The 25,780-nt window shown below is 42.0% G+C and carries 28 protein-coding genes; 7 read left to right on the top strand and 21 right to left on the bottom strand.

What is annotated here, in order from left to right; translation table 11 throughout:
• Positions 1 to 111: 111 nt before the first annotated feature.
• From PBF_RS10790 to PBF_RS10755, 8 genes are all read right to left on the bottom strand, one after another.
• Positions 112 to 597 carry a hypothetical protein gene (locus PBF_RS10790; RefSeq protein WP_051488869.1) on the bottom strand — a complete coding sequence of 162 codons (486 nt, stop codon included), beginning with the start codon at positions 595 to 597 and terminating at the stop codon, positions 112 to 114.
• Positions 594 to 1,037 carry a DUF2243 domain-containing protein gene (locus PBF_RS10785; protein ID WP_051488868.1) on the bottom strand — a complete coding sequence of 148 codons (444 nt, stop codon included), beginning with the start codon at positions 1,035 to 1,037 and terminating at the stop codon, positions 594 to 596. Before PBF_RS10785 ends, PBF_RS10790 begins: the two co-directional genes overlap by 4 nt.
• A 119-nt stretch (positions 1,038 to 1,156) precedes the next feature.
• On the bottom strand, positions 1,157 to 2,299 hold the full coding sequence (locus tag PBF_RS10780; RefSeq protein WP_035329755.1) for a Ger(x)C family spore germination protein: 1,143 nt from the start codon (positions 2,297 to 2,299) through the stop codon (positions 1,157 to 1,159).
• Positions 2,299 to 3,759: a spore germination protein gene (locus tag PBF_RS10775; protein WP_035329754.1), complete on the bottom strand. Its 1,461-nt coding sequence runs from the start codon at positions 3,757 to 3,759 to the stop codon at positions 2,299 to 2,301. Before PBF_RS10775 ends, PBF_RS10780 begins: the two co-directional genes overlap by 1 nt.
• Positions 3,719 to 4,852, bottom strand: coding sequence for an endospore germination permease (locus tag PBF_RS10770; RefSeq protein ID WP_035329753.1), 1,134 nt, complete (start codon positions 4,850 to 4,852; stop codon positions 3,719 to 3,721). Before PBF_RS10770 ends, PBF_RS10775 begins: the two co-directional genes overlap by 41 nt.
• A gap of 118 nt (positions 4,853 to 4,970) precedes the next feature.
• Positions 4,971 to 5,879: a cupin domain-containing protein gene (locus PBF_RS10765; RefSeq protein WP_035329751.1), complete on the bottom strand. Its 909-nt coding sequence runs from the start codon at positions 5,877 to 5,879 to the stop codon at positions 4,971 to 4,973.
• Positions 5,880 to 6,008: 129 nt separating this feature from the next.
• Entirely contained in the window at positions 6,009 to 6,662 is a 654-nt protein-coding gene (locus tag PBF_RS10760) for a DsbA family oxidoreductase (RefSeq protein ID WP_268745107.1), read from the bottom strand.
• A gap of 212 nt (positions 6,663 to 6,874) precedes the next feature.
• Positions 6,875 to 7,882 (bottom strand): DUF3231 family protein, encoded by a 1,008-nt coding sequence (locus PBF_RS10755; RefSeq protein WP_035329749.1) that lies wholly within the window; start codon positions 7,880 to 7,882, stop codon positions 6,875 to 6,877.
• Positions 7,883 to 7,983: 101 nt separating this feature from the next.
• Between PBF_RS10755 and PBF_RS10750 the strand changes: the two genes are divergently transcribed.
• Positions 7,984 to 8,526 (top strand): hypothetical protein, encoded by a 543-nt coding sequence (locus PBF_RS10750; RefSeq protein ID WP_235192234.1) that lies wholly within the window; start codon positions 7,984 to 7,986, stop codon positions 8,524 to 8,526.
• A gap of 7 nt (positions 8,527 to 8,533) precedes the next feature.
• On the opposite strand, the gene PBF_RS10745 is transcribed toward PBF_RS10750, so the two are convergent.
• On the bottom strand, positions 8,534 to 9,649 hold the full coding sequence (locus PBF_RS10745; RefSeq protein WP_035329747.1) for a cysteine desulfurase family protein: 1,116 nt from the start codon (positions 9,647 to 9,649) through the stop codon (positions 8,534 to 8,536).
• Positions 9,650 to 10,472: 823 nt separating this feature from the next.
• The gene (locus PBF_RS10740; RefSeq protein ID WP_430515284.1) at positions 10,473 to 10,733 is read right to left on the bottom strand and encodes a hypothetical protein; all 261 of its coding nucleotides are present in this window, start codon (positions 10,731 to 10,733) and stop codon (positions 10,473 to 10,475) included.
• 195 nt (positions 10,734 to 10,928) lie between these two features.
• Here PBF_RS10740 and PBF_RS10735 point away from each other — a divergent pair, with 195 nt between their 5' ends.
• Positions 10,929 to 11,219, top strand: coding sequence for a phospholipase A2 family enzyme (locus PBF_RS10735; protein WP_035329745.1), 291 nt, complete (start codon positions 10,929 to 10,931; stop codon positions 11,217 to 11,219).
• 77 nt (positions 11,220 to 11,296) lie between these two features.
• Here the strand turns inward: PBF_RS10735 and PBF_RS10730 are convergent, their stop codons facing one another.
• Positions 11,297 to 11,524 (bottom strand): hypothetical protein, encoded by a 228-nt coding sequence (locus tag PBF_RS10730; protein ID WP_035329744.1) that lies wholly within the window; start codon positions 11,522 to 11,524, stop codon positions 11,297 to 11,299.
• Positions 11,525 to 11,664: 140 nt separating this feature from the next.
• On the opposite strand from PBF_RS10730, the gene PBF_RS10725 reads away from it, so the two are divergent.
• Complete coding sequence (locus PBF_RS10725; RefSeq protein WP_035329742.1) at positions 11,665 to 12,534, top strand: EamA family transporter; 870 nt, start codon at positions 11,665 to 11,667, stop codon at positions 12,532 to 12,534.
• Between the two features lie 231 nt (positions 12,535 to 12,765).
• On the opposite strand, the gene PBF_RS10720 is transcribed toward PBF_RS10725, so the two are convergent.
• Together PBF_RS10720 and PBF_RS10715 are read right to left on the bottom strand one after the other, a co-directional pair.
• Positions 12,766 to 13,617: a GNAT family N-acetyltransferase gene (locus PBF_RS10720; RefSeq protein ID WP_035329741.1), complete on the bottom strand. Its 852-nt coding sequence runs from the start codon at positions 13,615 to 13,617 to the stop codon at positions 12,766 to 12,768.
• A gap of 71 nt (positions 13,618 to 13,688) precedes the next feature.
• Complete coding sequence (locus tag PBF_RS10715; protein WP_035329740.1) at positions 13,689 to 14,186, bottom strand: hypothetical protein; 498 nt, start codon at positions 14,184 to 14,186, stop codon at positions 13,689 to 13,691.
• Positions 14,187 to 14,317: 131 nt separating this feature from the next.
• Between PBF_RS10715 and PBF_RS27205 the strand changes: the two genes are divergently transcribed.
• The 3 genes from PBF_RS27205 to PBF_RS10705 all read left to right on the top strand — a co-directional run bounded on the left by PBF_RS27205 (position 14,318) and on the right by PBF_RS10705 (position 17,037).
• Positions 14,318 to 14,362, top strand: coding sequence for an erythromycin resistance leader peptide (locus PBF_RS27205; RefSeq protein ID WP_142301762.1), 45 nt, complete (start codon positions 14,318 to 14,320; stop codon positions 14,360 to 14,362).
• Positions 14,363 to 14,695: 333 nt separating this feature from the next.
• Positions 14,696 to 15,568 (top strand): putative RNA methyltransferase, encoded by an 873-nt coding sequence (locus PBF_RS10710; RefSeq protein ID WP_035329739.1) that lies wholly within the window; start codon positions 14,696 to 14,698, stop codon positions 15,566 to 15,568.
• A 2-nt stretch (positions 15,569 to 15,570) separates the two neighbouring features.
• Positions 15,571 to 17,037, top strand: a complete 1,467-nt coding sequence (locus tag PBF_RS10705) for an Msr family ABC-F type ribosomal protection protein (protein WP_035329738.1) — start codon at positions 15,571 to 15,573, stop codon at positions 17,035 to 17,037.
• A 53-nt stretch (positions 17,038 to 17,090) separates the two neighbouring features.
• Here PBF_RS10705 and PBF_RS10700 read toward each other — a convergent pair whose 3' ends face one another.
• Positions 17,091 to 17,501, bottom strand: a complete 411-nt coding sequence (locus tag PBF_RS10700; protein ID WP_035329737.1) for a RidA family protein — start codon at positions 17,499 to 17,501, stop codon at positions 17,091 to 17,093.
• Between the two features lie 106 nt (positions 17,502 to 17,607).
• Here PBF_RS10700 and PBF_RS10695 point away from each other — a divergent pair, with 106 nt between their 5' ends.
• Positions 17,608 to 18,069, top strand: coding sequence for a hypothetical protein (locus tag PBF_RS10695; protein ID WP_035329736.1), 462 nt, complete (start codon positions 17,608 to 17,610; stop codon positions 18,067 to 18,069).
• Positions 18,070 to 18,250: 181 nt separating this feature from the next.
• Here the strand turns inward: PBF_RS10695 and PBF_RS10690 are convergent, their stop codons facing one another.
• From PBF_RS10690 to PBF_RS10660, 7 genes are all read right to left on the bottom strand, one after another.
• Positions 18,251 to 19,336 (bottom strand): YkvI family membrane protein, encoded by a 1,086-nt coding sequence (locus tag PBF_RS10690; RefSeq protein WP_035329733.1) that lies wholly within the window; start codon positions 19,334 to 19,336, stop codon positions 18,251 to 18,253.
• A 133-nt stretch (positions 19,337 to 19,469) separates the two neighbouring features.
• A complete protein-coding gene (gene menC, locus PBF_RS10685; RefSeq protein ID WP_035329732.1) occupies positions 19,470 to 20,600 on the bottom strand; it encodes an o-succinylbenzoate synthase in 1,131 nt (376 codons plus the stop codon).
• 21 nt (positions 20,601 to 20,621) lie between these two features.
• Positions 20,622 to 21,440, bottom strand: coding sequence for a GNAT family N-acetyltransferase (locus PBF_RS10680; RefSeq protein WP_035329731.1), 819 nt, complete (start codon positions 21,438 to 21,440; stop codon positions 20,622 to 20,624).
• A 2-nt stretch (positions 21,441 to 21,442) separates the two neighbouring features.
• The gene (locus tag PBF_RS10675) at positions 21,443 to 22,570 is read right to left on the bottom strand and encodes a M20 peptidase aminoacylase family protein (protein WP_035329730.1); all 1,128 of its coding nucleotides are present in this window, start codon (positions 22,568 to 22,570) and stop codon (positions 21,443 to 21,445) included.
• A gap of 2 nt (positions 22,571 to 22,572) precedes the next feature.
• On the bottom strand, positions 22,573 to 23,430 hold the full coding sequence (locus PBF_RS10670) for a MurR/RpiR family transcriptional regulator (RefSeq protein ID WP_035329729.1): 858 nt from the start codon (positions 23,428 to 23,430) through the stop codon (positions 22,573 to 22,575).
• Between the two features lie 174 nt (positions 23,431 to 23,604).
• Positions 23,605 to 24,684 (bottom strand): Ger(x)C family spore germination protein, encoded by a 1,080-nt coding sequence (locus PBF_RS10665; protein ID WP_035329728.1) that lies wholly within the window; start codon positions 24,682 to 24,684, stop codon positions 23,605 to 23,607.
• A complete protein-coding gene (locus PBF_RS10660) occupies positions 24,681 to 25,769 on the bottom strand; it encodes a GerAB/ArcD/ProY family transporter (RefSeq protein WP_035329727.1) in 1,089 nt (362 codons plus the stop codon). The genes PBF_RS10665 and PBF_RS10660 overlap by 4 nt, the downstream gene beginning before the upstream one ends.
• Positions 25,770 to 25,780 lie beyond the last annotated feature (11 nt).

The following is a 25,780-nucleotide window of genomic DNA, read 5'->3' as shown; positions in this document are numbered from 1 at the left end:
ATCCTTTCAAAATAAGTACTTTATTAATAATGGTAAAGTACATAACCGCCGGACTCAACAAAGGAGAAACCTAACTTTGTCGCATGACTGATGACAAAACTATAGTTTCTCCTATTCCTGATCGAGTTCCCCGCTCTTTCCCTGCTTATTCACTTCAATGAACCTGGTTGCCTTCACGGGTTTTCCGCCGGCCATTAAGGCCCCGTGATTGTTGGAATTAAGGGTTATGGTAATTTCATTTCTGCCTTCCTTCAGGTTGCCTAAATGATAATACTCTCCGTATAAGCGGCTGATTTTTTTGCCATTTATGTATAAGTGCGCATGGCCCTCGTTATAGCTTGGCTGCTTCTCGCCCGCCTTCTCAGGCGCAAATGTAAAATGATGCAGATCCAGCTTTAAAAGCCATGTATCCGGACCATCCTGGGATACGGTAAAGTTTACAGCCGGAATCTCATTCTCTTTTGGAATTTCCACATATCCATGTGCCATGTGACCCGCTGCACCGGTCTGATAATGAGGATTTTGGCTGGTGTAAAAATAAAAAAAGCCTAAAAATATAATGATAAAACTGATCAAGCTTCTTACCTTTTTCATCATGCTTCCTTCTCCATCCTCTTAATCATAAACCCAATGATAACAAGCAATAATCCAATTGCCAGAAAGGCAAGATCATAGAATAAAGGATTTTCTGCCAATGGCCTGACACGGTGCACCTGGAGGATATGATGGTCGACAATTCCTTCGGCAAGATTAAAGGCCCCTCCCCCTATGAATATACCGCCAGTGAAGATCTTCCAGCTGGTGCCCAATTCATTTTTCCGTGCATCCTGAAATATCTTCATCCCGCCCCAAAGCAGCTTCGCCGAAAATAAAGCCGTGAATAAGCCATCTGTAAAAATTTCGAGTTTGATATTCGGGCTCAGAATCATATGATGCCATTGCAGCAGCTGATGAAATACGATGCCATCAATCGCCCCTACAAGCCCTAAACCGAGTATTAAGCCGGCTATAAAGAGATTTTTATTTTCTTTTCTCACCTTAAGCACCATCCTGAAAAAATAGTAATACTTTGATTAGTGCCCAAAATGGAGAGGAATTATTCTTATCAATCAAATTTACCCCCAAAAAAAGGAAGAGACACAGCCTCTTCCCAGCTTCATTGATTATATTTATAGCTGTTGAAGTTAAAAATCTGAACTTTTACCTCTATATCAGTGAGAGAGTCATCTTCCAAATAGAAATGGCCAGTTTTTTGTAACTCTGCAAATTTCTCAGGATGCATCCGAAACCATTTCTCTCCGGCATTTAGATAATCAATTTTATTTTCCACTCCATTCAAATATAGTGTTCTAAGTTTCGCTTTTATTTCCTCTTCAACCAGACTGGTTAATCGGTTCATGGAAATGTCCTGTACCTTTTCCAGTAAATCAGCGCGAATGGACAAATTAATTGAAAATTTCGGGCTGGAAGAATCTTCATCATATTTGATTTTCAGTTTCGGGCTTTCCAGCTTTACTGCTGCAGCCAACTTATCCTCTATATCCACTCTTCGGTCTATAGCAATATACTTTTCCATCAGCCAATTGAGAAATAAGGAATCCTCAAAAGCCAGTTCCTTCTTATAGGTCCTGTTTTGAAAAACGGTATAGCCATCAAAATATAATACCGGATAATCCTTTTCCGCCTTCCAGCTTGTTTTATCAATTTTAACGGCAGGCAGTTTCGCTGCATTCATTGGCTCATAATATTCCCGCAGGAATTTCATTAATGTTACTGGTCTAATTTCATTTTGTGCAATCTCATAAGTATCCTTTTTAAATAAAACAGTATATACAGCTGGATAATTAAAAAGAGCATTAATATTAAAAACCTCTTCAATTTCTTCATCCGTTGTGACGACATGAAGTGTAGGACGAATGGAACGGTTCTTCCCGACTTCCTCCACAACTTCCTTGAACTTGTGCTGAACGATCCGATCGGTAATGACAAGGGTTTTTATATGCCCGAAATATAGAGGAGGTTCGGACATTTTATAGAGCTTCCTTACAGCTAAATTTAACGTTTCTCCTTTTGCTGAAGCCACAAAAATAGGGACTGGCTCTGCTGATTTTCCCCCTTCCTGCTTGGCGACATTTAAAAAGTTCAGACCCTGGAGATAGACTGTATACTCACCTTTTTCATCGTCATAATCCATGCCGATTGACACTATATAGGTTAAATCCTGTATATTCTTGATGCCCGAACAGCCTGAAAGCATTGGAACGCATAAGGCAATCATCAGAATCACACTTCTGGCCATTATTTCTCCCCTCTCATGGGATCTTCAGGGCTGGTGGTAGTGGAGCGGGATTTATAAAATTGTACAGGGAGCAACAGAAAGGCCTTAATGCTTTCTCTCCAGCTGATTGGAGCTACAGCTGAGAGGTAAGGTACTCCAAAGGATGAAAGCGTTGAAAAGTATAAAACAGTGATAATATAGCATAAGATGACCCCAAACAAGCCTAAAAAAGTACTCATGATGATGACCACAAATCTAATAATGGTAATGGCAGAACTAAGGGACTGACTTACAAGGGTAAAGGATGAAATATACGTTATCGCAGCAACAACCAGCATAGTTGGCGAAGTTAAGCCTGCTCTTATAGCGGCATCCCCAACAATCAAACCTCCCAGTACGGCCACTGTCTGCCCAATGGCTCTCGGCAGCCTGATTCCTGCTTCATTAAAAAGCTCAAACAACAGGAGGATGATGAACATTTCAATTGGCGCACTCAACGGCAGCCCAAAACGCGACACTGAAATAGTGGCTACCAGCAAATATGGAATCTGTTCAATATTAAAAGCGGAAAAAGCAATCCATACCCCTGGAAGGAAACCTGATACGGTTATCCCGATCATTCTAATAAATCTTTCCATACTCACAAACGCATAATTCATGTAATAATCTTCAGGTGATTTGGTCTGCAGTAATAAATTGACCGGGGCATAAGTAACGGTTGGATTTCCATCCACCAATATGGCGAACCGTCCCTGATTCAGTGCCTGAACGATAAAATCCGGACGGCCGGTATAATCAAGGCTGGGGAATATCGAATAAGGACGATCCCTGATTAAAGAGTCGAGTTCATGGATACTCGTCAAAATATCGAGCTCAACTTTGCCAAGCCTTTTGTGAATTTCTTCCAGCACACGCTTATCAATAATATCATCCATATACATAAGGGCTACTTTTGTTTTGCTTCTTTTTCCAATTGTATATTTTTCAACACATAACGTGCTGGTATTGAGCCTTCTGCGTATTAAAGATATATTGGTCTGCAGATCTTCAACAAATCCATCCTTTGGGCCTCTGATGGAAGTCTCCAGCGCAGATTCTTCAGGCTGCCTTTTTGGAAGGTTGGCCGCCCTAATACTTAACAGGTCCCTGTCAGCCTGGAAAATAAAGTTTCCTTCAAAAAGCATTTGAGACAAGTCATCAATTGACTTATCCGTTACAAGGTCCGCTTGAAATAAAGTCATGAGCTTATCTTTTGCCAAACTCTCCTTCTCAGCAGCAACCATCGGCAGAATATATTGATCCAAATATTGAGTATCGACCAAGGTATCGAAATATAAAATTTCAAACTGATCTTTCTCTGTGATGTGGGATTTCTTCACAAAATCACTGCTTTTGCAAAATAGCTGTTTTAATTCTTCTGCCTTCGCGCAGCCATTCTCTTTAGGTTGTGGATTCGACTTGAGAATTTTTGTTCTTGCCATGTTTTTCATCCCTTTTCTTCAGAACTAATACAATCAGGGCAGACAAAAGGATATAGAACAGAAAAAAAACCATACTGACTGGAAGATAATACTTATAGATAAATTGATAAAAAGTATGGGTTTCAATCTTTATGCTCATCAATCCAAACAAACCAACGTATAAAGTAAGGACCAATTTGGGATTCAATCGATAATGTTTCTTTTTGACTTGAAAAAATCCACCTACTAAATACATAAATAAGCCAATTCTGATCAATGCACCGCTCAGCCATTGGTATAAAGCGAGAAAGTCCAAATGGGAGATATACTCTCCAATGCTTAAGACCCTCCATTGCTCATGGGCAGGGTAAAGAAATTTCGTGGCTTCTACAGGACCAAATTCCATGATCGAGGCTGTAAGCGGCCCCAAAGTTAATCCTGTCAGAAGCGTCAAAAGGAAAAGTAAATGCTTGAATTTAAAGGGTTTTTGTGAGTATGGCTGCAGTAAGAGGATGATATAAATCTCAAGCAGCCCCGAAAGAGTATAAACAATTCCGCTCATGAAAGGTTCTAACCCCCCTGCAAATAAGGGAAACAACAGGCCGGGGTCCTTCAATCTGGTGTTTGTAATGGAAATAAATACTCCGAAAAGCATCACTAAGGGCAGCAGTACACCGCTTGATATAGCCATATATTTCACACCGGCCAGAGTCATGATGGAACAAACAATAATTAAAATGATGTTAATCATTAATACAGAGGCATCTGCCAGGAAAAACGCATTTAACCAAATCATTAGGTCTCTGAATGTTATATAGGAACTGATGATTAGAAAAGCAATAACCGGAACCGATAAGAGAACGGAAATCGTCCTTCCGAGACGCCTTCTCAGCATTGAGAAGAAACCTTCATCTGTAGAATTTTTAAGTATGTAGTAAATAAGCCACATAAAAAATAGTGAGATTGGATAAGCTGCAATCACACTCAGCCAACTGTCTCTGCCGGCAGCTGTCAATAAATTAGGGATCAATATTACATGGTTAAGCAAGCCTGTAGACAGGATGAGCAATAACAATAGTTGTCTGGGTATCAGTACTTTAACTAAATTTTGCATAAATATCTCCAGCTAATTGTTTTAATTAATATACTTACCATACAAGAGCAATTTATGTAATGAGATAGTAAAGAGGGATGAAACGAAAGCTGATTGCTTTCATTTCATCCCTTTTCTTTTAATTTCCCTGCTGATGCTCTTCCTCCGCAGCCATCGCATCAGCTTTCGTCTGGTGCACCGTTCCAAAAGGATGCTGCGGCGGCGCATAAATGGAATAAAGCTTAAGTGGTTTATTGCCTGTATTGATGAGATTATGATATTTGCCTGCAGGAATGATAATCGCAAAATCATCCGCTACTTTCCGCTGGAAATCCAGACGGTCAGGACTGTCCCCCATATAAACCATTCCTTCACCATCTTCCAGTCTTAGGAATTGATCGAGCTCCGGGTGAACCTCAAGGCCAATATCCTCGCCAACATTGATGCTCATTAATGTCAGCTGCAAATGCTCTCCAGTCCATAGGGCTGTCCGGAAGTTGTTATTTTTCTTCGTTGCTTCCTCAATATCCACAACAAAAGGCTGCGGACCGAAATCAGTCACCCGGTTATTCAGTGAGACTAATCGAGCAGCATTTTCCTGTTCTCCGCTCATTGCCCATAAGAACACATTTTGAACCTGTGGAAGCTGAGTAAGCACAGAACCCCTTTGGTTCTCCTCGAAACCTTCCATTTCGATTTGATAAGCCCTGTGCAATCCATCACGATAATGATCAATGGCAACATGGCCGACCTGAAACTCGGGCTGTTTTCCTGTTAAATTGTAATAAAGGTTGCAAAAATGGTTTAAATAGATTTTCTTTCCTTCAATTGCCTGAATAATGTTCTGCTTGTGCTCTTCATTTGGGGCATGCTCTGCCAGCTGAGTGTAAAGCTCAAGTGCAGATGCCTCCCTTTTGACTCCTTCAAGAACCGTTTCACAAAGCTGCTGAAAATGATCCTGATTGCTTCGTAACATTTCGTCCGTATGATATACAGGTGAATGAGGCTGCGGATAGTAAGGATAGGAATACGCATTAGGATGATACAATACTAGTCATTCCCTTCACAGAATTATCATCACATCATATGCCTATAAAAAAAGAAGGTACGTTGTTTTAATAAGTTGGGCTTATGTACGTAAAAGAACCAGTCTTGTTTGACTGGTTCTTTAAACAAATTATTTTTTGGGAATTTCACAGCCGTCATCATCACAGATCATACTGTCGCTGTCATTTAGAACAGTAATCTCGTCCTCTGCAATAATCTTCTGCAGCGCTTGAACGATCATGTCTGTTGGCTGTGCTCCGCTCAGTGCGTACTTCTTATTAATTAGAAAGAACGGTACCCCTGTAATGCGGTACTGCTGTGCCAATTGCTCGTCTGCACGGACTTCATCTGCAAACGCATTGCCTGCAAGCATTTGTTCAGCTTCTTCCCGGTTCAGGCCAACTTCTTCTGCTAACTGGGCTAACGTCGCAGGATCTCCGATATGTATGGAATCAGTAAAATAAGCACGCAGCAGACGTTCTGTCATTTCTTTCATTAACCCTTTTGTTTTGGCAAACATCGTGAGACGGTGAGCGTCAAACGTATTAGTGAGAACGATGGTATCTATGTTGAATTCCAGCCCGGCGTTTCTCGCCATCTGCACCATGTTTTGCGTGTTGGCTTTCGCCTGCTCAATCGTCATCCCATATTTCTTCGCCAATTTTTCATACATGTTATCCTGAATATCCCGCTCTGCCGTCGGGTCCAGCTCAAAGCACCGATAAGTCACGTCAATTGGATGATTAATCTGTTTAATGGCATCCTCCAGATGCCTTTTGCCAATATAGCAAAACGGTCAAGCGAAGTCAGTCCACATTTCAATATGCATACCTGATTCCTCCCATACAGTATTTTCTTCTTAAGTATAGTTGGGGGAAATTTATTTTACACGGAAAAAGCTCAGAGCTGGAGTCAGCAGACTTAGGATTAGACTTCCACCCGATTAACTACTATTTCATTTGTCTCAGGCTACCCTCTTTTTCCACGTAATTCCTCTCATCTATTCGCCAGTTCATCATGGTCCGCTGGATGCGGCGGCTCCTCGAACCAGCCGTTTTTGATAAGTATGTTTGCACCATCTTCAGCAAAACCAGCGATTTCAGCAGACAAGCGGATGAAATTAACTGATATATCTTTTCGTGCGCACGAAGCTGCACTTGTTGCATAAATTCCTGCACTCAGTGCGATGAGGGATGTGGTCATAAACATCATTAACTTATCTGAAAATGGCGGTTCAGTGGAGTCTGTTACTTCCATATCCCAAGACATACAAACAGGCAAATAACTTTCTTCGAGCATCCCGGCAAATACTTTTGTATGCTTCGCAGCTATGTCCCTTCCCCTTACCATGAATTGGCCAACTTCCTTCGATTGGGCGACTTGGCTAAATCCCACCATGGTCGTTTTTCCCATGGCATTACTTTTCAAATTCATATAGATATTTGTAATTTCTATAACATTTGGAGGCCTTTTATCTCCTAACAAGCCACCCATGAATTTTTTGCTTTCAACAAAGCTGGTTTCTTTCACTGGAATGACATGAGGGGATCTCATATACAAGCCTCTGATTACCAGCATTTTTTTTAGCTTTGTTTCATATTCATTAATTTCCATCAAGCAATTGTTAAAGTATTCCTGGATATCGGACCGGACGGAAAGTGTTTTGGACAGCGCATAAAAATTCACCGCAAACATGGCAATATTGTAGAAGAAATGCAGTGAAAAATTCTCCGAAAACAGCTGTGGAGCGTTTTCTCTTACATCCTCTTCAGGTTTAAATCCATGGGGCACGGATAACCCTTCGTTTTCAAAAAAGCCCTTCAGTTTCTTTAAATGTGTTTCTGTCAGTTGAATACTATCCTGAAGCATTGACTTCAGTTCCCGGTCTTCAATAACATTAAAAAAGTATATGAAAATACAATTACACATGCTGCTGTTCAAATAAGCCGACCATAATTGTGCTATTTCAGCTGCAGTTAATGCAGTTCTCTGACTATCATCCATGACTGCACGTCCCTCCTTTTTCTATTAGCATTTCCAAAAGCTGAAAGAAAAACAATGGGATTTACTAAATGGCTAAATATTGCACATCCTAACAATGGGAGGTGTTTGTTTTGATCGTTTATTACGGGTCCATCAAGAAATTGGATTACTTTCAAAAAGAGCCGGCAGGTCAAAAAACTATGAAGGAACTTGATACACTTGGGATCTGGTGTACAACGGATTTTGAGTCTGCTAAGTCATTTGCCATCGGGACAGAAACAGTCTGCGAAAAATCGGATACGGAGTTCTGGGAGGATGGAACACCGAAAGTGGTTCAATACGATAAGCCAATCCGCGGATTTGTCTATAAAGTGTATATGGATGAGCCAAGCTTAAAGGAGTATGATTCCTATGAACTTTTCATGAATGAAAGGGATCCCTATTGTGACTACGCAAGTGCAAAAAAAAGACACCTTACCTGGAAAGATAAGGCGATCTTATTGAATAAAGATGAAGCCAACACCCTATTTCGCAAAAGCCTTACGAAGCAAGGCTGCGATGGTATCATCATTCCGAAAATGCCAATTGAAACCGGCCCGGAAGATATGTATTGCATTTTTTCAGGTGATATTATGCAGATTGCTGATGTCTTTTCATTGGATTAGCGGGTGCCTAAATCACTTCTTTAAGCCAGGAAACCACCTGATCAAGCTCTTCCTTTGTCGTATATTTCCCCAGACTGAATCTGACAGCGCCCATTCCAATATGTTCAGGAACCCCCATTTCCCTTAATACAGGAGATAATTCCACTTTGCCTGCATGGCAGGCGGATCCTGTAGAGGCTGCAAGCTGAGGAATGGCTGTTAAAATGTCCTGGCCAATCCGATTAATAAAACTGACATTCAGGGTATTCGGCAGCCGTTTTTCTTCATGTCCATTAAGGACAACTTCAGCTCCAAAGGCCTCCTTCAATTCACCCCAAAAATAATTCGTTAAGTCAGCAAGCCTGCCGTCCGTCACATGCTTCCCTGCTAACTCACATGCTTTGCCGAGCCCTGCTGCAAGCAATGTGTTCTCTGTTCCTGCCCGCATTCCAAACTCATGCCCTGCCCCATGAATAAGCGGTTCAAGCTCTATGCCTTTTCTGATATATAAGGCGCCAATCCCTTTAGGCGCGTACAATTTATGCCCGGCAATGGTGAGCATATCCACGTTCAGCCTATTAACATCAACTGGCACCTTTCCGGCGGATTGGGAAGCATCGGTATGAAAAGCGATCTTATGCCTCCTTGCGATTTCTCCTATTTCTTCTATTGGCTGAAGAGTCCCCACTTCATTGTTTGAATGCATAACAGTGATCAGGATCGTATCTTCCCGAATGGCCTTTTCAATATCATCAGTGGAAACCATACCATATTCATCCACATTTATCATCGTGATTTCAGCACCTAATCGCTCCAGAAATTTTAAAGGCCCGATTATGGCAGGATGCTCTATTTTTGAGGTAATGATGTGCTTGCCTTTTGACAGATGCTTGAAAAAATAGCCCTTTAATGCCAGGTTATTTGCTTCACTTCCTCCGCTCGTAAAAATAATCTCTTCAGGTGAGCATGACAGCAAGTCAGATACCTGTTCCCTCGCACGATTCATTTTTTCTTTAACCGGCTGCCCTGCCCAGTGCACTGCAGAAGGATTTCCGTAAAAGTCTGTCAGAAAAGGATACATATCATGTACAACCTCTGGTGCCAAAGGAGTGCTTGCATTGTAATCGAGATATACTTTGTTCATTTCCCTTCCCCCTTTCTATAAGAATATCAAAATCATGAAAATAGAGGAACTGGAGCTTTAATCAAATTTAAAAGGGATGTCCCCTCATCCCTCCAAAAAACCATTTAACAATAAATTTACAGACCTTTTATCCTGCTTTAATAAAGCAGGCTTAAAATAAAAATATACCAACTAATGAGAGGAGCTGGCGCTATGCTTGAGAAACTTTTTAGATTAGCTGTCCTGACTATTGTTTGTACACTTTTCCCGTAAACTTTTAACCTAAGAACTCAGTTTTTAGTTTTTCTTTTATCTCCCATTGGAAACCCGGCATCAAAATGTGAGCTGACAAGTATTATGTAATGTACAAACAACTGCAGCTATCCGGCTTTGATTCAAACTTCTCACTTTCTCTCCATCACTGCAAAGTAATTTTCTTCTCTTGTTTAATCCTGTTCTTACACTCCTTTCATCATTATATATATTAAGAAAAGGGCAAGCGCCTTGCCCACGAATGAACGCAGACTAAGAGCGCCACGTCCTGTGGCAACGTCTGCATGACCCGCATCCTCCCAAAAGCTGTCGCTTTTGGTCGTGCGATGATTATGCTGACGAAGCCTTCCTTGTCCTGCGGGCCTCAGGCATAAGACGGTTCCTGTAAGAAGGTGTTTTTCCTTCTGAAAGGAAACGGCTTATGACCCCGAGTCCCTAAGAGCCGCAACTAGACAGGTTTGTGACCTCGAGGGGGTAGGCTGCTTGCGCTAGACAGTTATCGACGTTCAAAAATTATATACTTTCTTATCTTTTAAAAAAGAGCCCTGCCCTAGGACAAAGCTCTCTTCCCTTAATAATAGTAATATGGCGGATACGGATATGGCGGGTATGGATAGTAAGGATATCCAAAGCCTGGTCCTGGTGTCAGCAATGCTCCTGTTGCAAGCCCGCCTAAAAACCCAAGCCCCAGACCAAAGCCTGGTCCTCCAAACCCGAATCCCGGCCGGCCAAAACCAAATCCGGGTCTTCTTCCAATTCCAAAGCCGGGACGAACTCGATGGTCAGTGAAATACATGTTATTGTGTGGAACAAACTCCTGTGTCACCGGCATGTGCTGGTATTGATAATCCAATCGGAACTCCTCCTCTGTATTTGTCTACAGTAAAGGATATGCGTCAGTTGCCTATGGGGTATGGGCCCCTGCCCTTAATCTGAAAACAATCTTCATTTAATAGATAAGTAACCACACCTCTATTATGATTCTGCCATATCTTAAAATAAATTGATTTTAAAAAGAGGGATACTAGTGACTGGAAGAAAACAGATTCCTTGCCTTTTCCCGGGCTACAAATGGTGCGGTCCCGGCTGCAGCGGGCCAGGCGCCCCAATCAATGAAGTGGATGATTGCTGCAGAGCACACGATAAATGCTGGGCAAGCGGAAGATCCAAATGCAGCTGTGACCGGGAGTTTCTCAGATGTCTGAAGCCTAAGACAAACAGGCACGGCGAAGAAGGAACCATTGCGGCAATCATTTATATTTACATGAAGATTCAAACTGATTTTACCTGCAGCCGGTTTCGGAGGAGAAGACTTTAATAAAAAGCGGCGCCAGTCGCTTTTTTTAAATGTCTTTACCTAATAGAGCAGAACAACTGGACCAATCGGCAATGCTGTTAACGTTCATTTCCCCGCTTAAAATTCCCGGTTATCTTCGCCATGATTAATTGCCTGCTCTTTTCACCTTCAGCATCATTCATTTTTTTTAGAAACTTCTCTGCCTCTTTTCCTTTGAGGATTTTCACTTGTTTTCCACAATAATCAAGGAACACTGTGCTATTTTTATTTACACGAAAACCAAATGGTTCTTCATCCAGGCGATTTCTTTTATCAATATAATCCATTTCCTGCCTCCTTGTTTAACCAAAATATAATATAGAATACTTAACAAGATAAAAATCACTAAATAAATCATAGAATATTCTGTATGCATTTCAGCAAAATTAAATGTATATAATCATCCCATTGAATGGAGATCATGTCTATGAGCATCATTTTAGCTCTGCTTGCCGCAGTATTTGCATCCTTCACAGCCATACTCGCAAAAATTGGCATTGAAAAAGTTGATTCCAATCTGGCTACCGCAGTACGGACGATTGTGGTGGTCATCATGGCTTTTTTAATGGTCTTAATTACTGGTGAAACAGAAAGCATCTTGACTATTTCAGTGAAATCTTACATATTTCTGATCCTATCGGGCCTGACAACCGGCTTATCATGGATCTGCTTTTTTAAAGCCATCCAGATCGGAGATGTATCAAAAGTAGTTCCCATCGATAAGTCGAGCGTCGTCTTAACGATCCTGCTATCATTTATTATTCTCAGGGAGCCCGCCACAGCTTTAGTCGTTTCAGGGGGAGTCATTATCTCCATTGGAACCTTTGTATTAATCGGCAAAGACCGGAAAAAGAGCCGCAAGAAGAAAGTATTCAATACAAAATCGTATATTTTTCTTGCAGTCCTTTCAGCTGTATTTGCGGCAGCCACCAATATTTTAGCGAAAATCGGAATTGAAGACGTCGACTCCAATGTGGCAACTTTTATCAGGACTGTAGTTATCATTCTTTTCGCCTGGGGAATAGTGCTTTTTCAGGGGACCTTTAAGGATCTAAAAAATATCACAAAAAAGGCCTACCTGTTTCTTTTCCTTTCCGGAGCCGCAACCGGGTTATCCTGGCTGTGCTATTTCGGCGCTCTCGCCATCGGCAAGGTTAGTATCGTGAACCCTATTGATAAGTTCAGTGTGGTGCTGACAATGATTTTAAGTTTTATCTTTTTAAAAGAGAAGCCGGCAATGAACACAATTGGAGGCGCCATTATGATTACGATCGGAACGGCATTGCTGATCATCTAGGCGGAAATTTGAGTTTAACACATGAAAAAACGGCTTTAATCCTGAGATTAAGTCGTTTTTCTATGATTTTGCATGGAAATTGGACTTCCTGCAGCCGTTTTTCAGAGCTATATAATCATTATTGACGTGCTAGTGAAATTTACTTGCGGATAAAATATTTTATTAGCACATAGCCCAATTTTACTTGCGGATAAAACTATTTATTTGCTTATAGACAATTTCAACATTCCCCTATCCAAAAGCCTGCGAAGCAATAGCATATAAGGAATTGTTTCTCTTCGGCATAGCTGCTGAATTTTTCATCATGACTGGAGGAGTATTTGTTTTAACAAAACCCGCTCGCTCCAGGTAGGACATGAAATCCGCTCTTCCTTCCGGAACATCAATTCGCAGCTTCCCTTTATGATGTAAAGCCAATTTTTCTACGATTAAGGCAGCTGTATCTGAATCAGCTGCTGTAATGGGTCCAAGTATTAAATTGACTGGCCCCTGTATGGATAATCCATATCCAATGATTTCACCATTATTATTTTTAACAACAAGACATTGTTGGGACTGGCTGATTCGATTGCGGAGAAAAACGCTTCGCTTATCCCCAAAGGCAGCCCCGTCCAAATCAAGAAGTTGGGCTAAATCAGACTGATTGAAGTCTTCTATGAAAACTCCATCATGATCGTGTAAATGTGCAGGGACAAATTGATCACAGAGAAATTTGCTTATATAATCCACTGTTTTGAAGCCCATTTTTTCATAAAGGGGCTTTCCTTCCTTCGTTGCAATGAGCATTAGCGACATATCCCCATTAATACTTTCAGCACACTTCCGGACTGCTTCCATTGCCAGCCCTAATCCCCTGAATTCTTCATGGACAATAACCATGCCAATTGACGCCAGTTTTGTGTCATAGGGGATTATGGCTGAACTGGATACAATTCTCCCTGCAGCATTCTTATGACCGAAAACTCTTCCGGATTCCAAAAGTGTTCTTACTTCATATTCATCATAATCCCAACCAACCGATGCCGATAAATCTATTAGGCCGGGAATATCATATTGATTTAATTCTGCTAATTCCGCTATCATTCGCTTCTCCCTCTTAGTCTTTTGTTTTTTCACCCTAATAAGTATTAAATATCCTTTATACAAAATCCTTCTTACTTTACACATCCCTTCAATGTACCTTGTAAAATTGCCGGTCCCAGACGATTGGTCCTGGAATTGGACAGCCTTATGCTTACGATCGTCTCAGCAGATAGCGCTGCTGAGATTTCATCAAATTTCCCCACCCAAGGCGAACCGCCAAACCAGCTTGGCTGATCTTCCTTTACTAAATTCATGTGGAATCTCCAGCTGATCTCACCGGGTATTTGGGCAAATCCTTCATATTGATCATAATCGCCAAAGGCAGAAGGCATAGGCATCCAATCAGCGTATACCCCGACACCAGTTCGTTCTCTTGCTGAACTTCCCGGCTGGTCTGTATACGGTTTCTTTATTTTTGCAATTAAAGCGGTGCCGCTGCTATTGGGGATTTCATTTACCGGCTCCAATACAATGCTGCACGGATAAGAAAGGAACCCTGCATGTGCTGTATTTATTTGAAGTGCAAAAAACACAATAAACACCGGTAAAATTAAGAATCTTTTTTTCATCTGAATTACCTCCATTTCAAAGACTAATTTCCCCCTGCACACGCTCAAAAATTCGGATGAACCTTTGACTTTTTTAATAGAGGAATTTATAATAATCATTGAATCTAATTATCTAGGAGGATTATTAAAAAATGACACACGCGATGAGACTTCGATTCCCAACTTTGAACCAGTAATTTAATACGTTCAAAGGCTCTGTTTGTGTTAACAGAGTAAACGGGATTAGTCTGTCCTTTTTTAATAATCTTCATTTCATATTGAAATAGCCGCTATTGGTGTTGTTTCTTAGAATTGCCAGTAAATCTATGGCAATTTTGATATGAATGGAAAGGCAGATTTTTCTGCCTTTCTTTTTTTATGTCTATACGCCTTCCCATAGACAAGCAAAAGGAAGGTTTATTTGCTGACGGCTCCTGATCAGCCCCTAACCGAATTAGGATGGGTCCTCTTCCCTTTACTCTGAATCACAGGCAGATGCCTGTGATTTTTTTATTGAAAGGAAAAGAAAAATGGAGAATCATGCAAAATATAAAAATTTCGGAAATGCACTTAGATGCCCGCTTTGTGAGGAATCACTTCAGGTTGTTCAATCGAAAAGCCTGATTTGCCCGAACAGGCATACCTTTGATATTTCACACCATGGCTATGTGAACACGCTCAGCCATTCACCGAAAAGCCGTTACAATAAAGCCTTTTTTGAAGCGAGGAAGAAAATCATTATGGAGAGTGAACTTTTTAAAAGGCTCCATGAGAAAATATCAGCCATAATTGACACCTATTCCGCCGATTCTGACAAGCCTGCCTTTATCCTTGATGCAGGATGCGGTGAAGGATCACATCTGGAAAAGATTTTGGACAATTCCAGAAACGAAACAGTGACAGGTATTGGCCTGGATTTATCCAAAGACGGTATTGCTCAGGCTGCAAAAAATTATAAACATTCAATTTGGCTTGTCGGGGATCTGGCAAAATCTCCTCTGGCAGATCACTCTATGAACTTGATTTTAAATATCTTTTCTCCTTCTAATTACAAGGAGTTTAAAAGGATCTTGGCTCCAGATGGGCTCATCATTAAGGTGGTTCCGCGAGCTGACCATTTAAAAGAGCTGCGGGATGCCATTCATGGAATCGAAGAGAATAATCTTTATAAGAATGATGAAACCATTTCTCTTTTTAAAAAGCATTTTACACTCACTGACATCATCACTGTGACGGATGCAAGAGAGTTGGATAAAAGCGAACGGACACATTTAGTGCAGATGTCTCCGCTTGCCTGGGATTCAAATGAGAAAGCTTTGGATGCATTTATCACCAGGAGCAGCCAAATCACCATCGATGCAGATATTTTAATCGGATTAAACCAAAAAGAAACGAGGCTATAAGCATGGAAAATGTACTTTTTGAATTAGAAAATATACAAGTGTCCTATTTAGATAGATTAGTATTAAACATTCCCCGGCTGGCCGTGCACCAGTTTGACCGGATTGGCATTGTCGGTAAGAACGGTGCTGGTAAAAGCACCCTGCTGAAGCTGATGGCTGGACAGTTAAAGCCTGAAAAAGGAATGGTTAAAGGTTTTGCTGATTTTGCCTATTTCGATCAGCTGTCAGCGCCAGAATCGGGCGAAATAGACTATAAACTGGCTGGTCAGCTATCGATTCCTCAAACCGCAATAGAAAATTTAAGCGGCGGGGAAAGAACCAGGAGGAAATTGGCACAAATGTTTTCCAGCTATTATGAAGGCTTATTAATTGATGAGCCAACCACCCACCTCGATAAGGAAGGCATACAATTCTTTATTGAAGAGCTGACCTATTATTATGGTGCCCTTGTGCTGGTCAGCCATGACCGGTATGTGCTTGACAAGCTGGTCACAAAAATTTGGGAAATTGAAGAGGGTTCTGTGACAGAATATACCGGGAACTACTCTGATTACACGGAACAAAAAGAACTGCAGCGAAAACAGCAGCTCGAGCAGCATGAAAAATTTGTGAAAGAGAAGTCGCGCCTATTAAAAGCGGCTGAGGAAAAAATGAAAAAGGCGGAGAAGATTACACAGGCTAATGGGCATATCTCCAAAAAGGAAACAAAGGCGAAAGCCAATAAAATGTTTATGACAAAATCCAAGGATACAAGCCAAAAAGCTGTCCAGCGCGCTGCCAAAGCAATTGAACAGCGGGTACAGATGCTGGAGAATGTGGATGCGCCAAAGGAAGAAATGACGATACGCTTTCATCAGCATCCGGCACTGGAAATGCACAATAAATTTCCCATCATGGGCGATCGGTTAACGTTAAAAGGCGGAGAAAGAACACTCCTGAAAGAAGCAAGCTTTCAATTCCCCCTTGGCCATACCATTGCAATTACAGGAAAAAATGGATCTGGAAAAACAACTCTGCTCAACCACATCCTGAATCGCGGCGAGGGCATAACCATCTCTCCTAAAGCGGTAATAGGCGCCTATCAACAGATGGATTATCAGTTCGATAAAAGCAAAACCGTGCTGGAATATATGAAAGAAAAAAGCGTTTATGAAGATAGTAAAATTCGTTCTGTCCTCCATTCCATGAGTTTTACAGGGAATGATCTGAAAAAGAACGTCCGCAGCTTAAGCGGCGGGGAAGCCATCCGCCTAGTGCTGTGTCAGCTGTTCCTTGGCAGATATAATGTACTGATTTTAGATGAGCCGACGAATTTCCTGGATATTTTCTGTATTGAAGCTCTGGAGACATTTATTAAAGCATATGAGGGAACCATCCTGCTGGTTTCGCATGATAAAGTATTTGTGGAACGGGTGGCGGATTGCGTGTATGTAATAGAAGAACAAGTGCTGGTTCTAAAGAAGAACTAAACGAATACTGGATCCGACTGCTTGCAGTCGGGTCCAGTTTTTTATTCAGACGGCTATTTTGTGTTTTGGGGTAAAGCAGCAACCGCTTCTATCTCAACTAACTGGCCGCTATAACCTAAAACAGTGACACCGGACAGTGTACTTGGAACATCATGTGAACCGAATTCTTCTCTGACTGCCTGCCATACAGCCACCAAATCTGAATGGTCAGAGGATGCAACAAGGACTCTTGAATAAGCCACATCCTTTAATTCAGCGCCACATTCCTGTAAGGCTGCTTTCAGGTTATCCACGCAAAGCTTGGCCTGTTCTTCATACCTTATTCCCACAGGCACTCTTCCCTCTTGATCAAGCGGACACGCCCCTGCCATAAAATATAGTTCCATTCCTGCAGGAACATGGGAGGCGTAAGCATAGTCAACGGCAGGTAAAACTGGAGAATGTATTAATGAGATTTTCTTCATTTCTTAAATTCCTTTCCTTTGGCCTTTACTATTTTAATTCCACCTATATTTAAGATTTCCTTTTTCAGTTAAACTGTTTTTAATATCTTAAAAGGGGGATGGCAAGATGCGGGGTATAAAGTTAGTAAGAATGATAGGAATTCTTACTGCCAGCCTGCTGCTTGGATGTACAGATAAATCGGTGGATCAAGCTGAATTTCCTCCAGAGAAGACGGCAGCTGTTGAAGTGAACGGCTCAAAATATCCAATGGAAAAAGGAAGCTATCAGTGGGTCAGAAAAAATGGCCTTGAAACAGAAACAGTGACTACAGATCACGCATCACCGAATCAGATGGCAGAAGATCTTAAACCTATTTCTGTAAAGCCAGGACAGAAAGTTAAAGTTAAGATAGAAGATGACCCAATTATTAATGTGTTTTTATGGAATGAAACAGGAAAAGAAAAAGAAATCAAGCTGGAGGATGACCAAATAACTGTGCCTGCACATAAAGGTACGTATATTTATGAAGTCTTAGCTGAATGGAAAAACGGTGAAATTTCTTATACATTTGTGGTGGAAGTTCAGTAATAGGGAAATCAAAAGGATGGTTTACCTTGCTGGGTCAGTTATCTTACTATTTTATGATTTTTATACCATTTAGAACTTTCTCTTCGATATTCTTTGCCAGCGCGTGGTCCATCAATGTTCTCCGCAAAGACCGTAAAAAAAGCTGATCCTTCCTTAACGGGGACCAGCTATTTTACCATTTTTACGATTCAATGCCAATCCCGCTTCCAATCCTCCCAACAGCCTTCCTCTTCCCCTTAAACCATGCAAACACAATAGCCGCAATCAAAGTAAATCCTAAATACCCCATTAAAGGATAAACCGTTCCGACCAAAGTGATAAAACCGATGAAACTTGCTCCAAAAGCTGCAGCTCCAAATAATACAACAAAAACATTAAATTTAGGATTCTCTCTTTTCACGATCCTTGCGGTGAATGCATACAGCATACCAACAGCGGTGTTGTAGATCATGCCCAGCAGGACTGTGAACATGAACAGTCCAAATACCGGTGAGATTTCATTGGCTAGAGCAAGGATCGGCATCGGGGATCCTTCAACAACATCCATTTTGACCAGCATGGCTATATTTATAAGTAAAATCAGGACACCCAGTCCAACACCGCCCAGTATGCCGCCCATCCCTGCCTGCTTTTCATCCTTTGTTGTGCCCCCCATGACAGCAAGCATGGCAGCACCAGCAGCGATATTATAAGAAACATATAATAATCCGCCCATAAACCAGTTGGATGCAGCTGGCGTTTGACTGTCCGCCAATTTCTGAACTTCCGAGATATCCAGCCCCATCGTGCTTAGGGCATAGACGCTAATGATAACCACCATGAGCAGCAGAAATGGAGTCACCAGGCTGATAATTGAAATGACTTTTTGGATGTTCAGACATACGGTCAGTATCGTTAACACAGCCATAATGATATTCCCTGCCATGCTTGGGATGCCGAACTGCTCTTCGAAGATCGATCCCGATCCGGCAAGCATGACGACGGCCACCCCGAAAAGGAAGAATGTAATGATAAAATCAACAGCCATCCCAAGATACTTTCCGCAGATATGGTAAATCACATCTTTATGGGAATCTGTCTGCAGACGGCTCCCCAGCTGCGTTAAATTCATGCCAAGAAACGCAAATAAAAAAGTCGCCAGCACGGCTCCGGCTATCCCCATCCAGCCAAAGCCCGAAAAAAACTGCAAAATCTCCTGCCCCGAAGCAAAGCCTGCTCCGACAATGACCCCAATAAAGGCCCCGGCAATCTGAATACTCTTTTTCACACTGATTCCCCCTATTGATATTTGAATTTTTCGACAACTTTACTTAAAAGAGAAAGAGAGAATCCTCTCTCTGAGTGCCATTCATGCTTGATTATGTGACTTGAGTGGCACTATTCTAACCGTTGAGGGCCACTCACGCTTGTTTACTCATCTCCTCCAACGCAAATCTCTTTTCAAAAACAGTAAACTCCCTGATAGTTTCATAATTCGGTTCATAACCGAGTCCGGATTTTTCTGGAACTTTGATCATTCCATCTGCAACTGTTACTTCAGGGGCAATCAGATCCTTTTCCCAATAGCGGGATGATGCTGCTGTGTCCCCTGGCATAATAAAGTTTGATAGAGTGGTTAAGGCAATATTGTGTGCCCTGCCGATGCCCGATTCCAGCATGCCGCCGCACCACACGGGGATGCCGCGTTCCTGGCAGAGGTCATGAATTTTTTTGGATTCTGTCAAGCCCCCGACGCGGCCGATTTTGATATTAATAATTTTGCAGCTTCCAAGCTCAATCGCCTTGCGCGCATCCTCATAGGAATGGATGCTTTCATCAAGGCAGACCGGTGTTTTAAGTTCTCTCTGAAGGACAGCATGGTCAATAATATCATCGGAGGCCAGCGGCTGCTCGATCATCATTAAATCAAATTCATCCAGCTGTTTTAACAGTTCAATATCATCAAGTGTGTAGGCTGAGTTTGCATCCGCCATAAGCGCTATATCCGGGAAATGCTTTCTCACTTCTCTCATGACTTCAACATCCCAGCCCGGCTTGATTTTTACTTTAATTCGTTTGTAGCCATCCTCTACATATTCACCAATAAGGTTCAGCAAGTCCTCAACACGATCCTGAATCCCGATGCTGATTCCAACTTCAATCTCGTTCGCTGTTCCGCCAAGCGCCTTCGCAAGCGAAATTCCCTTCTGCTTGGCATATATGTCCCAAACGGCCCCTTCAAAAGCCGATTTCGCCATATTGTTTTTCCGTATGTAGGAGAGGGTTTCCGATACTTCATCAGGGTGTTCCATTTCTTTGTGTAATAGATTCGGAATGATGAAATCTTCAAGCATATGCCAGTTCGTTTTCAGTGTTTCTTCGTTATACCATGGTGAATGAAAGGCAACTGATTCCCCCCAGCCGCTCACACCGTTCTCATCCTTAGCTTCCAGCAAGAGAAATTCTTTATCCTGAAACGTGCCAAAGCTTGTGGTAAATGGCGCTTTCATTCTCATTTTCATATGCCTCAACACGACTTCTGTCACTTTCATATTCATTCCCGCCTTTTCCTGTTAGTTGAGTTTAAGTTCGTTTCTTTGAACTAATACATAGTAGTGTACCGGTCCAACTGTACTTTTTTGAAAACCCGCCATTGCGTACCCTCTTGAAAATAACGCCTGAAAAATTTCTCTAGTTTTGAAGCGCCAGTCCATTGCAAGCTCGAAATTTTGATTTTTTACAGCCTGGAAGTTTGCCGGAATCGGCACAAGCACAGGGACTCCAGAACCATCCCATTCCGTATTTAATAAAACTGGAAAGTTGTCCTCTGATACTCCCCAGTCAAACGGGTTCTCTGCAGAAGCTGTTTCTATACGCAATGGCTCCTCCACATGTGAACTGGCAATCCACCATTCTGCTTTTAAACGGTCTGTCGGCAGTCCATGATTCAGAGTATCATCCATATCTCCATAGCAATTCTCCACATAAGTGGAACAAACCGCATTCAGCTTGGACAGGTTCAAGTATGCATTCCGGCTTTCAAGCGGATCAAACGTCCAGGTGATCAGATCATATCCCATCTCAGCGGCCAGTTCCTTTTGCTTCTGTTTTAATAATGCGCCAAGCCCCTTATCCTGGTGGTCGGGGTGAATGCCGAGCATATGAGAGCACAGATACCCTTTTCCCTTGCTGAAACCGGGAAATCCATAGCTGAACCCCACCAGTTCTTCTTCTATAAATGCCCCGAGGAGAAGCCCGCCGTTCTGGGCAGCTGTAATGGTTTGATGAACCGGCAGGGGTGCCATGCTCCAGATTGTCTCCTCCAGTTTTTGAATAAGATTCATATCGGACGCTGTCTTTAATATCCGCAAATCGATTGTCACAGCTGCCATCTTCACTCCTCCTTTACCAAAGTGGCCATTACCGCCCTGGCCAGTATTTCTACTCCTGAGTAAATGGCTTCCCGATTAAACGTCATGTCCGGATGATGAAGCCCAGGCTGCAAATCACAGCCCAATCCTAGCATCGTGGCTTTAATATTCGGCTTTTTGAGGGTATAAAAATGGAAGTCTTCCCCGCCCGAAGTCACAATTGGCTCCCGTAATTGGCCGGCTCCCAGTACATCAATTATGGCCTTCTCAAGAAAATGCTGGGCTTCATCATCTACTTCAGCTGCTGCCACATTCGCTTTCGTCTCCAGTGTAATTTTGACTCCGTAGAGCTTGGATAAATACTCCGTGATCGTTTCAATTTTTTCAGACAATGCGTTTATCACTTCATTTGTTTGAGCTCTCAGGTCTAAACTGAAGGATGCTTTTCCTGGTATGATATTGCCTGAGTCACTGCCTGCATGGAACCTGGTCATCTTAGCCGTATGCGGAACCATAGGGTCCAAATGAATATTTTTGATTTCATGAATAAAAGAAGCGCCAATCTCAATGGCATTCTGGCCAAGATGCGGGCGGGCGCCATGGGCGTCTTCCCCGATAATTTCCCCGGTCAGAAATCTTGCAGCACCATGATAAATGGCTGCAGATGCTTCCCCGTCTCTTATTTCCTGGATGGGTCTAAGATGTACACCATACAGGTAATTCACATTATCCAGCACGCCATGCTCAATCATTTTCAGAGCTCCGGTGCCCTTTTCTTCAGCCGGCTGGAAGATGAATTTCAGCTTGCCTTTCTTGGGAAATCCCGCCTTTTGAAGCAGCAGCATCGCCCCGACCCCGATTGTCATATGGGCATCATGGCCGCAGGAATGATTCGCCTGAAATTTGCCGTCCACTTCCTGCCAAAGTGCGTCCATATCCGCTCTCAGCGCGACACACGGACTCCCTTCCCCCACTTCAACAACCAGGCCGGTGCAATCCCCAAACAGCTGAACCTGAAACCCCCGGCATTCCAGGAATTTCTGCAGGAACTCGGTTGTCTTATATTCCCTCCAGCTCACTTCCGGATTTTCGTGCAAATGAGTAAATACCATCTCTAATGCGGGTTTTAGCTCTTCAATCATGTCCTTCAATCCTACTTCCCTCCCGGCTGAATAAAAAAATGTTCACTTTCCAGCTTTTCATATTGTTCTTTTCTTGTTTGAAATCGTTCCTGATCTTGTATGGACACCCCCGCAATCACCGCATTCAGAAAGGAAAATAGGGCGGGTGCCGCATCAATCGTCGATTTTTCGGAAGAATGAATTTGAAAAAGCAAATCGGCATGCTCCTTAATTGGCGCGATCGCTGAATCGGTTATGCCAATTACAAAAGCTCCCTGCTTCTTCGCCAGTTCCGCCATTTTAATCGTATCTTTCATGTAGCGGTCGAATGAAATGGCAATAAATGTTGCATCTTTATCCATTTCGGTGACCGTCAAGAGCAGATCATCCGTATCCGGCCGGATCAGCTTCGCATTGCCCCTTACAACACCAAGAGTAAAAGAAAGCCAGCTTGCTGCCGCAAAGGAAGACCGCAAACCTGTCACATATATTTTTCTCGTTTTGATCAAACGCTCTACTAAAACATCAAAATCGTCCTGACTTATATTCTGAATCGTTTCCCTGATATGGAGACAATCCTTTTCCATAACACTCGCAAGGAACTCCGGCTTTTTGGCCAGTTCCACCTTGCTGGTAAAATATTGACCAAGTGTGCTATTTGCCTTCAATAGCTGTTCTCTTACCGTCTTCTGAAGCTCCGAATAGCCGGAAAGCTGAATGGAATAACAAAATCGAATAACTGTCGTTTCACTGATCCCAATCTTCTTGCCAATCTCACCCGCTGACTTTACGGCAAAATCCTTAGGATGGTCGAGCAAATACTTCGCAGCCTTTTGCTGGCCTTTGGACAGGTTAGAAAACTCTTTTTCTATTGTTTCTTTTAATATCATTTAGGATCACCTTACACATATGAAGTTTGAGCTGTATTAAATAGATTTTTGAAGTATTAACTTCGTTTTTATTAAACTACCACATCACTCTTCGGAAAACAATAATAATTCTGAAAATTTTATAATAAAAAATGACACCCTTAACGGATGCCAAGTTACATATCATTTACAGGATTACTCTATTATCCCTGATTGAACAGCATTCACATCTGCTTCAATCTTAATTTCCATTTGACTATACTGCTCTTTCCATTCCTTCCGATTAAAATCGGAGCGCTGCCTGGCCTTTTCACCGATGCGGAGGGGATCTGTGTTCAATTCCTGAAACCTCTTGACCATTTTCTCTGCTCTCTCAGTTATTTCTCTTTCCACTGCTTTTTCAATTCTCTCAATCGTTTTCTTGTCTGTAAGATCTAAATCAACTCCTTCCATCGCTCTGCCGCTAACTTTTACCTTAAAGGCGGCTGTATATTTCCCATTTCTCTTGTCCACCATTATTTTAGGTTTTGATGACAGGTTTTCAAGACTTACATCTTCTCCGCCGCTAAGCTCCACTTCAAATTGTCCCCGCCGGAATTTTTCATAAAGTATCTTAAAGATATAGGCGTCACCAAAGCTGATTGTATCAACAAGCTTATTGTCTTTAAAAATTCCCAGGCCGCTTACTTTCAAGTGCTTCCCCTGTTTCTCTATTAAAGGTAAAAAAGGGTCGGCATCTTTGCTGTAATAGTGGACAAGAAAGCGGTGTAAATTTACCTTAGGAATAGTCTGCTCAAGGTTCTGTTCAACCACATCAATTAAATACTGTGATACAGAATCACTCTGCGAGTAATTAGAATCAATGATGTCTTTCGCCTTCTCCTTTGATACAACCAGCAGCAATTTCCTGCCAATGCTGGGGTTTCTCTGCAGGCTGTCTATTTGAATTTCAATGCCGTTCTCAGCGAGTTCCTGGTTGAAAATGACCAGTCCCACCCTTCCGACAACTATAGGCCTTGCGGATTCCGCCTGAATCTTTTGCCTGATCCGCTTACTTGTCTTCCCTGTTGCGGTAAAGACCTCGTTTACCGGCAGTGACTGTTCACCTGGTGGTATATTGGAGGAGCCTGCTGTTCCTTCAAATTCCTCACCATTGACATAATCATAGCCAATGGTCTGCACTAATTGAATATCCTCCAGAACCTTAGGACTTGGAGTACAGCCTGCCAGGAGGATTGGAATCAAGGAACAGCATAGATAGTTTTTAACATTCATGCTTTTTTCACCTTCATGATGATATATTGCAGGACCAGTAAGCATGGTAAGTAAAAATAGATGGTATATAACCCAATTTGGGAGACAGCTTTCTGCAGCAAATCAATTTGCTGTCTATTTGTTAATAGAACGCTGATGAAAAACAGCAATAGGCAAAAGATCCTTAATGCACTTCTTTGAGAGACGGGAAACAGACGGTTCATCCCCCGGCTGGCACACCAGAGGCCGATGCAAATATTCGGCAGAATGGCAAAGAACCATACGGAAATTCCGATGTATTCAAACCTTTCCACTATGATTAAGTCCACGATTTTCCATAGTGTGAGTGTAGCCCAAATGGTGCCTTTCAACTGTTCCTGGTTGAAGTAGACAAACGTAACAAAAGCAGTGAGCAAATATATAAATATACTGAACAGCACCCCAAAATATGCCCACTTTTCCGACTTAGGCCCGTCTTTTATAAATGGATAAAACATAAAAAGCGTCTCGAACCCGAGAAAATTAAGAGTCATTTCTTTTGAAGCTTTAAACAATTCTGCGGGAGAAGCATTCAGGATTGGAAGCAAATTTCCATAATCTGCATACTGTAAAGGGTAAAATTTCACCAACAATAGCGGCAAGCCGTATAAAATCCCTAAATAGCTTACCCCTGTTACAACCCGAAAACCTCCTGTGACATAGGAATAAGCTAAAAAAATAATAATGAGTACGAATATCCATTCTGAGACTTCGGGAAATACCCAAACCTGGAGTACTTCCACATATGATCTAAGAACAACCAATGCAAAAGCAAAAAAGTATAACAAGAATAGAAAGCTGAAAAAACCGCCAATCCATTTCCCCATAATTTCAGCATGGATGGCAACGATATCATTGTTCCCCTTATTCAGAATTCGATAGGAAACCCAGATCAATCCGATAATGGAGGCGCCGGAAGTTAAGATTGCAATCCAGGCGCTATAGCCGGCCGTCTGGACAATTATTCTTTCGAAACCCAGAATCCCTACGCCTATTTGCATCGCATGTATTAAATAAAATACAAAATAGGGAGATACCTTTTTATCCTCTTTAGGCAATGGAAACATCAGCTAGCCTC

This window comes from Cytobacillus firmus DS1 (genome assembly GCF_000565285.1).
In the GTDB taxonomy this organism is placed as follows: Bacteria; Bacillota; Bacilli; order Bacillales; family Cytobacillaceae; genus Cytobacillus; species Cytobacillus firmus_A.
Note: the sequence above shows the minus strand (reverse complement) of the source record. Positions and strands in the feature narration are given on the sequence as shown.

Coding starts and splice junctions, on each gene's coding strand:
- PBF_RS10790 (WP_051488869.1), bottom strand. CDS start 597: ATGATGAAAAAGGTAAGAAGCTTGATCAGTTTTATCATTATATTTTTA.
- PBF_RS10780 (WP_035329755.1), bottom strand. CDS start 2,299: ATGGCCAGAAGTGTGATTCTGATGATTGCCTTATGCGTTCCAATGCTT.
- PBF_RS10775 (WP_035329754.1), bottom strand. CDS start 3,759: ATGGCAAGAACAAAAATTCTCAAGTCGAATCCACAACCTAAAGAGAAT.
- PBF_RS10770 (WP_035329753.1), bottom strand. CDS start 4,852: ATGCAAAATTTAGTTAAAGTACTGATACCCAGACAACTATTGTTATTG.
- PBF_RS10755 (WP_035329749.1), bottom strand. CDS start 7,882: ATGGATGATAGTCAGAGAACTGCATTAACTGCAGCTGAAATAGCACAA.
- PBF_RS10745 (WP_035329747.1), bottom strand. CDS start 9,649: ATGAACAAAGTATATCTCGATTACAATGCAAGCACTCCTTTGGCACCA.
- PBF_RS10740 (WP_430515284.1), bottom strand. CDS start 10,733: ATGCCGGTGACACAGGAGTTTGTTCCACACAATAACATGTATTTCACT.
- PBF_RS10730 (WP_035329744.1), bottom strand. CDS start 11,524: ATGGATTATATTGATAAAAGAAATCGCCTGGATGAAGAACCATTTGGT.
- PBF_RS10725 (WP_035329742.1), top strand. CDS start 11,665: ATGAGCATCATTTTAGCTCTGCTTGCCGCAGTATTTGCATCCTTCACA.
- PBF_RS10720 (WP_035329741.1), bottom strand. CDS start 13,617: ATGATAGCGGAATTAGCAGAATTAAATCAATATGATATTCCCGGCCTA.
- PBF_RS10715 (WP_035329740.1), bottom strand. CDS start 14,186: ATGAAAAAAAGATTCTTAATTTTACCGGTGTTTATTGTGTTTTTTGCA.
- PBF_RS10710 (WP_035329739.1), top strand. CDS start 14,696: ATGGAGAATCATGCAAAATATAAAAATTTCGGAAATGCACTTAGATGC.
- PBF_RS10705 (WP_035329738.1), top strand. CDS start 15,571: ATGGAAAATGTACTTTTTGAATTAGAAAATATACAAGTGTCCTATTTA.
- PBF_RS10700 (WP_035329737.1), bottom strand. CDS start 17,501: ATGAAGAAAATCTCATTAATACATTCTCCAGTTTTACCTGCCGTTGAC.
- PBF_RS10695 (WP_035329736.1), top strand. CDS start 17,608: ATGCGGGGTATAAAGTTAGTAAGAATGATAGGAATTCTTACTGCCAGC.
- menC (WP_035329732.1), bottom strand. CDS start 20,600: ATGAAAGTGACAGAAGTCGTGTTGAGGCATATGAAAATGAGAATGAAA.
- PBF_RS10680 (WP_035329731.1), bottom strand. CDS start 21,440: ATGGCAGCTGTGACAATCGATTTGCGGATATTAAAGACAGCGTCCGAT.
- PBF_RS10670 (WP_035329729.1), bottom strand. CDS start 23,430: ATGATATTAAAAGAAACAATAGAAAAAGAGTTTTCTAACCTGTCCAAA.
- PBF_RS10665 (WP_035329728.1), bottom strand. CDS start 24,684: ATGAATGTTAAAAACTATCTATGCTGTTCCTTGATTCCAATCCTCCTG.
- PBF_RS10660 (WP_035329727.1), bottom strand. CDS start 25,769: ATGTTTCCATTGCCTAAAGAGGATAAAAAGGTATCTCCCTATTTTGTA.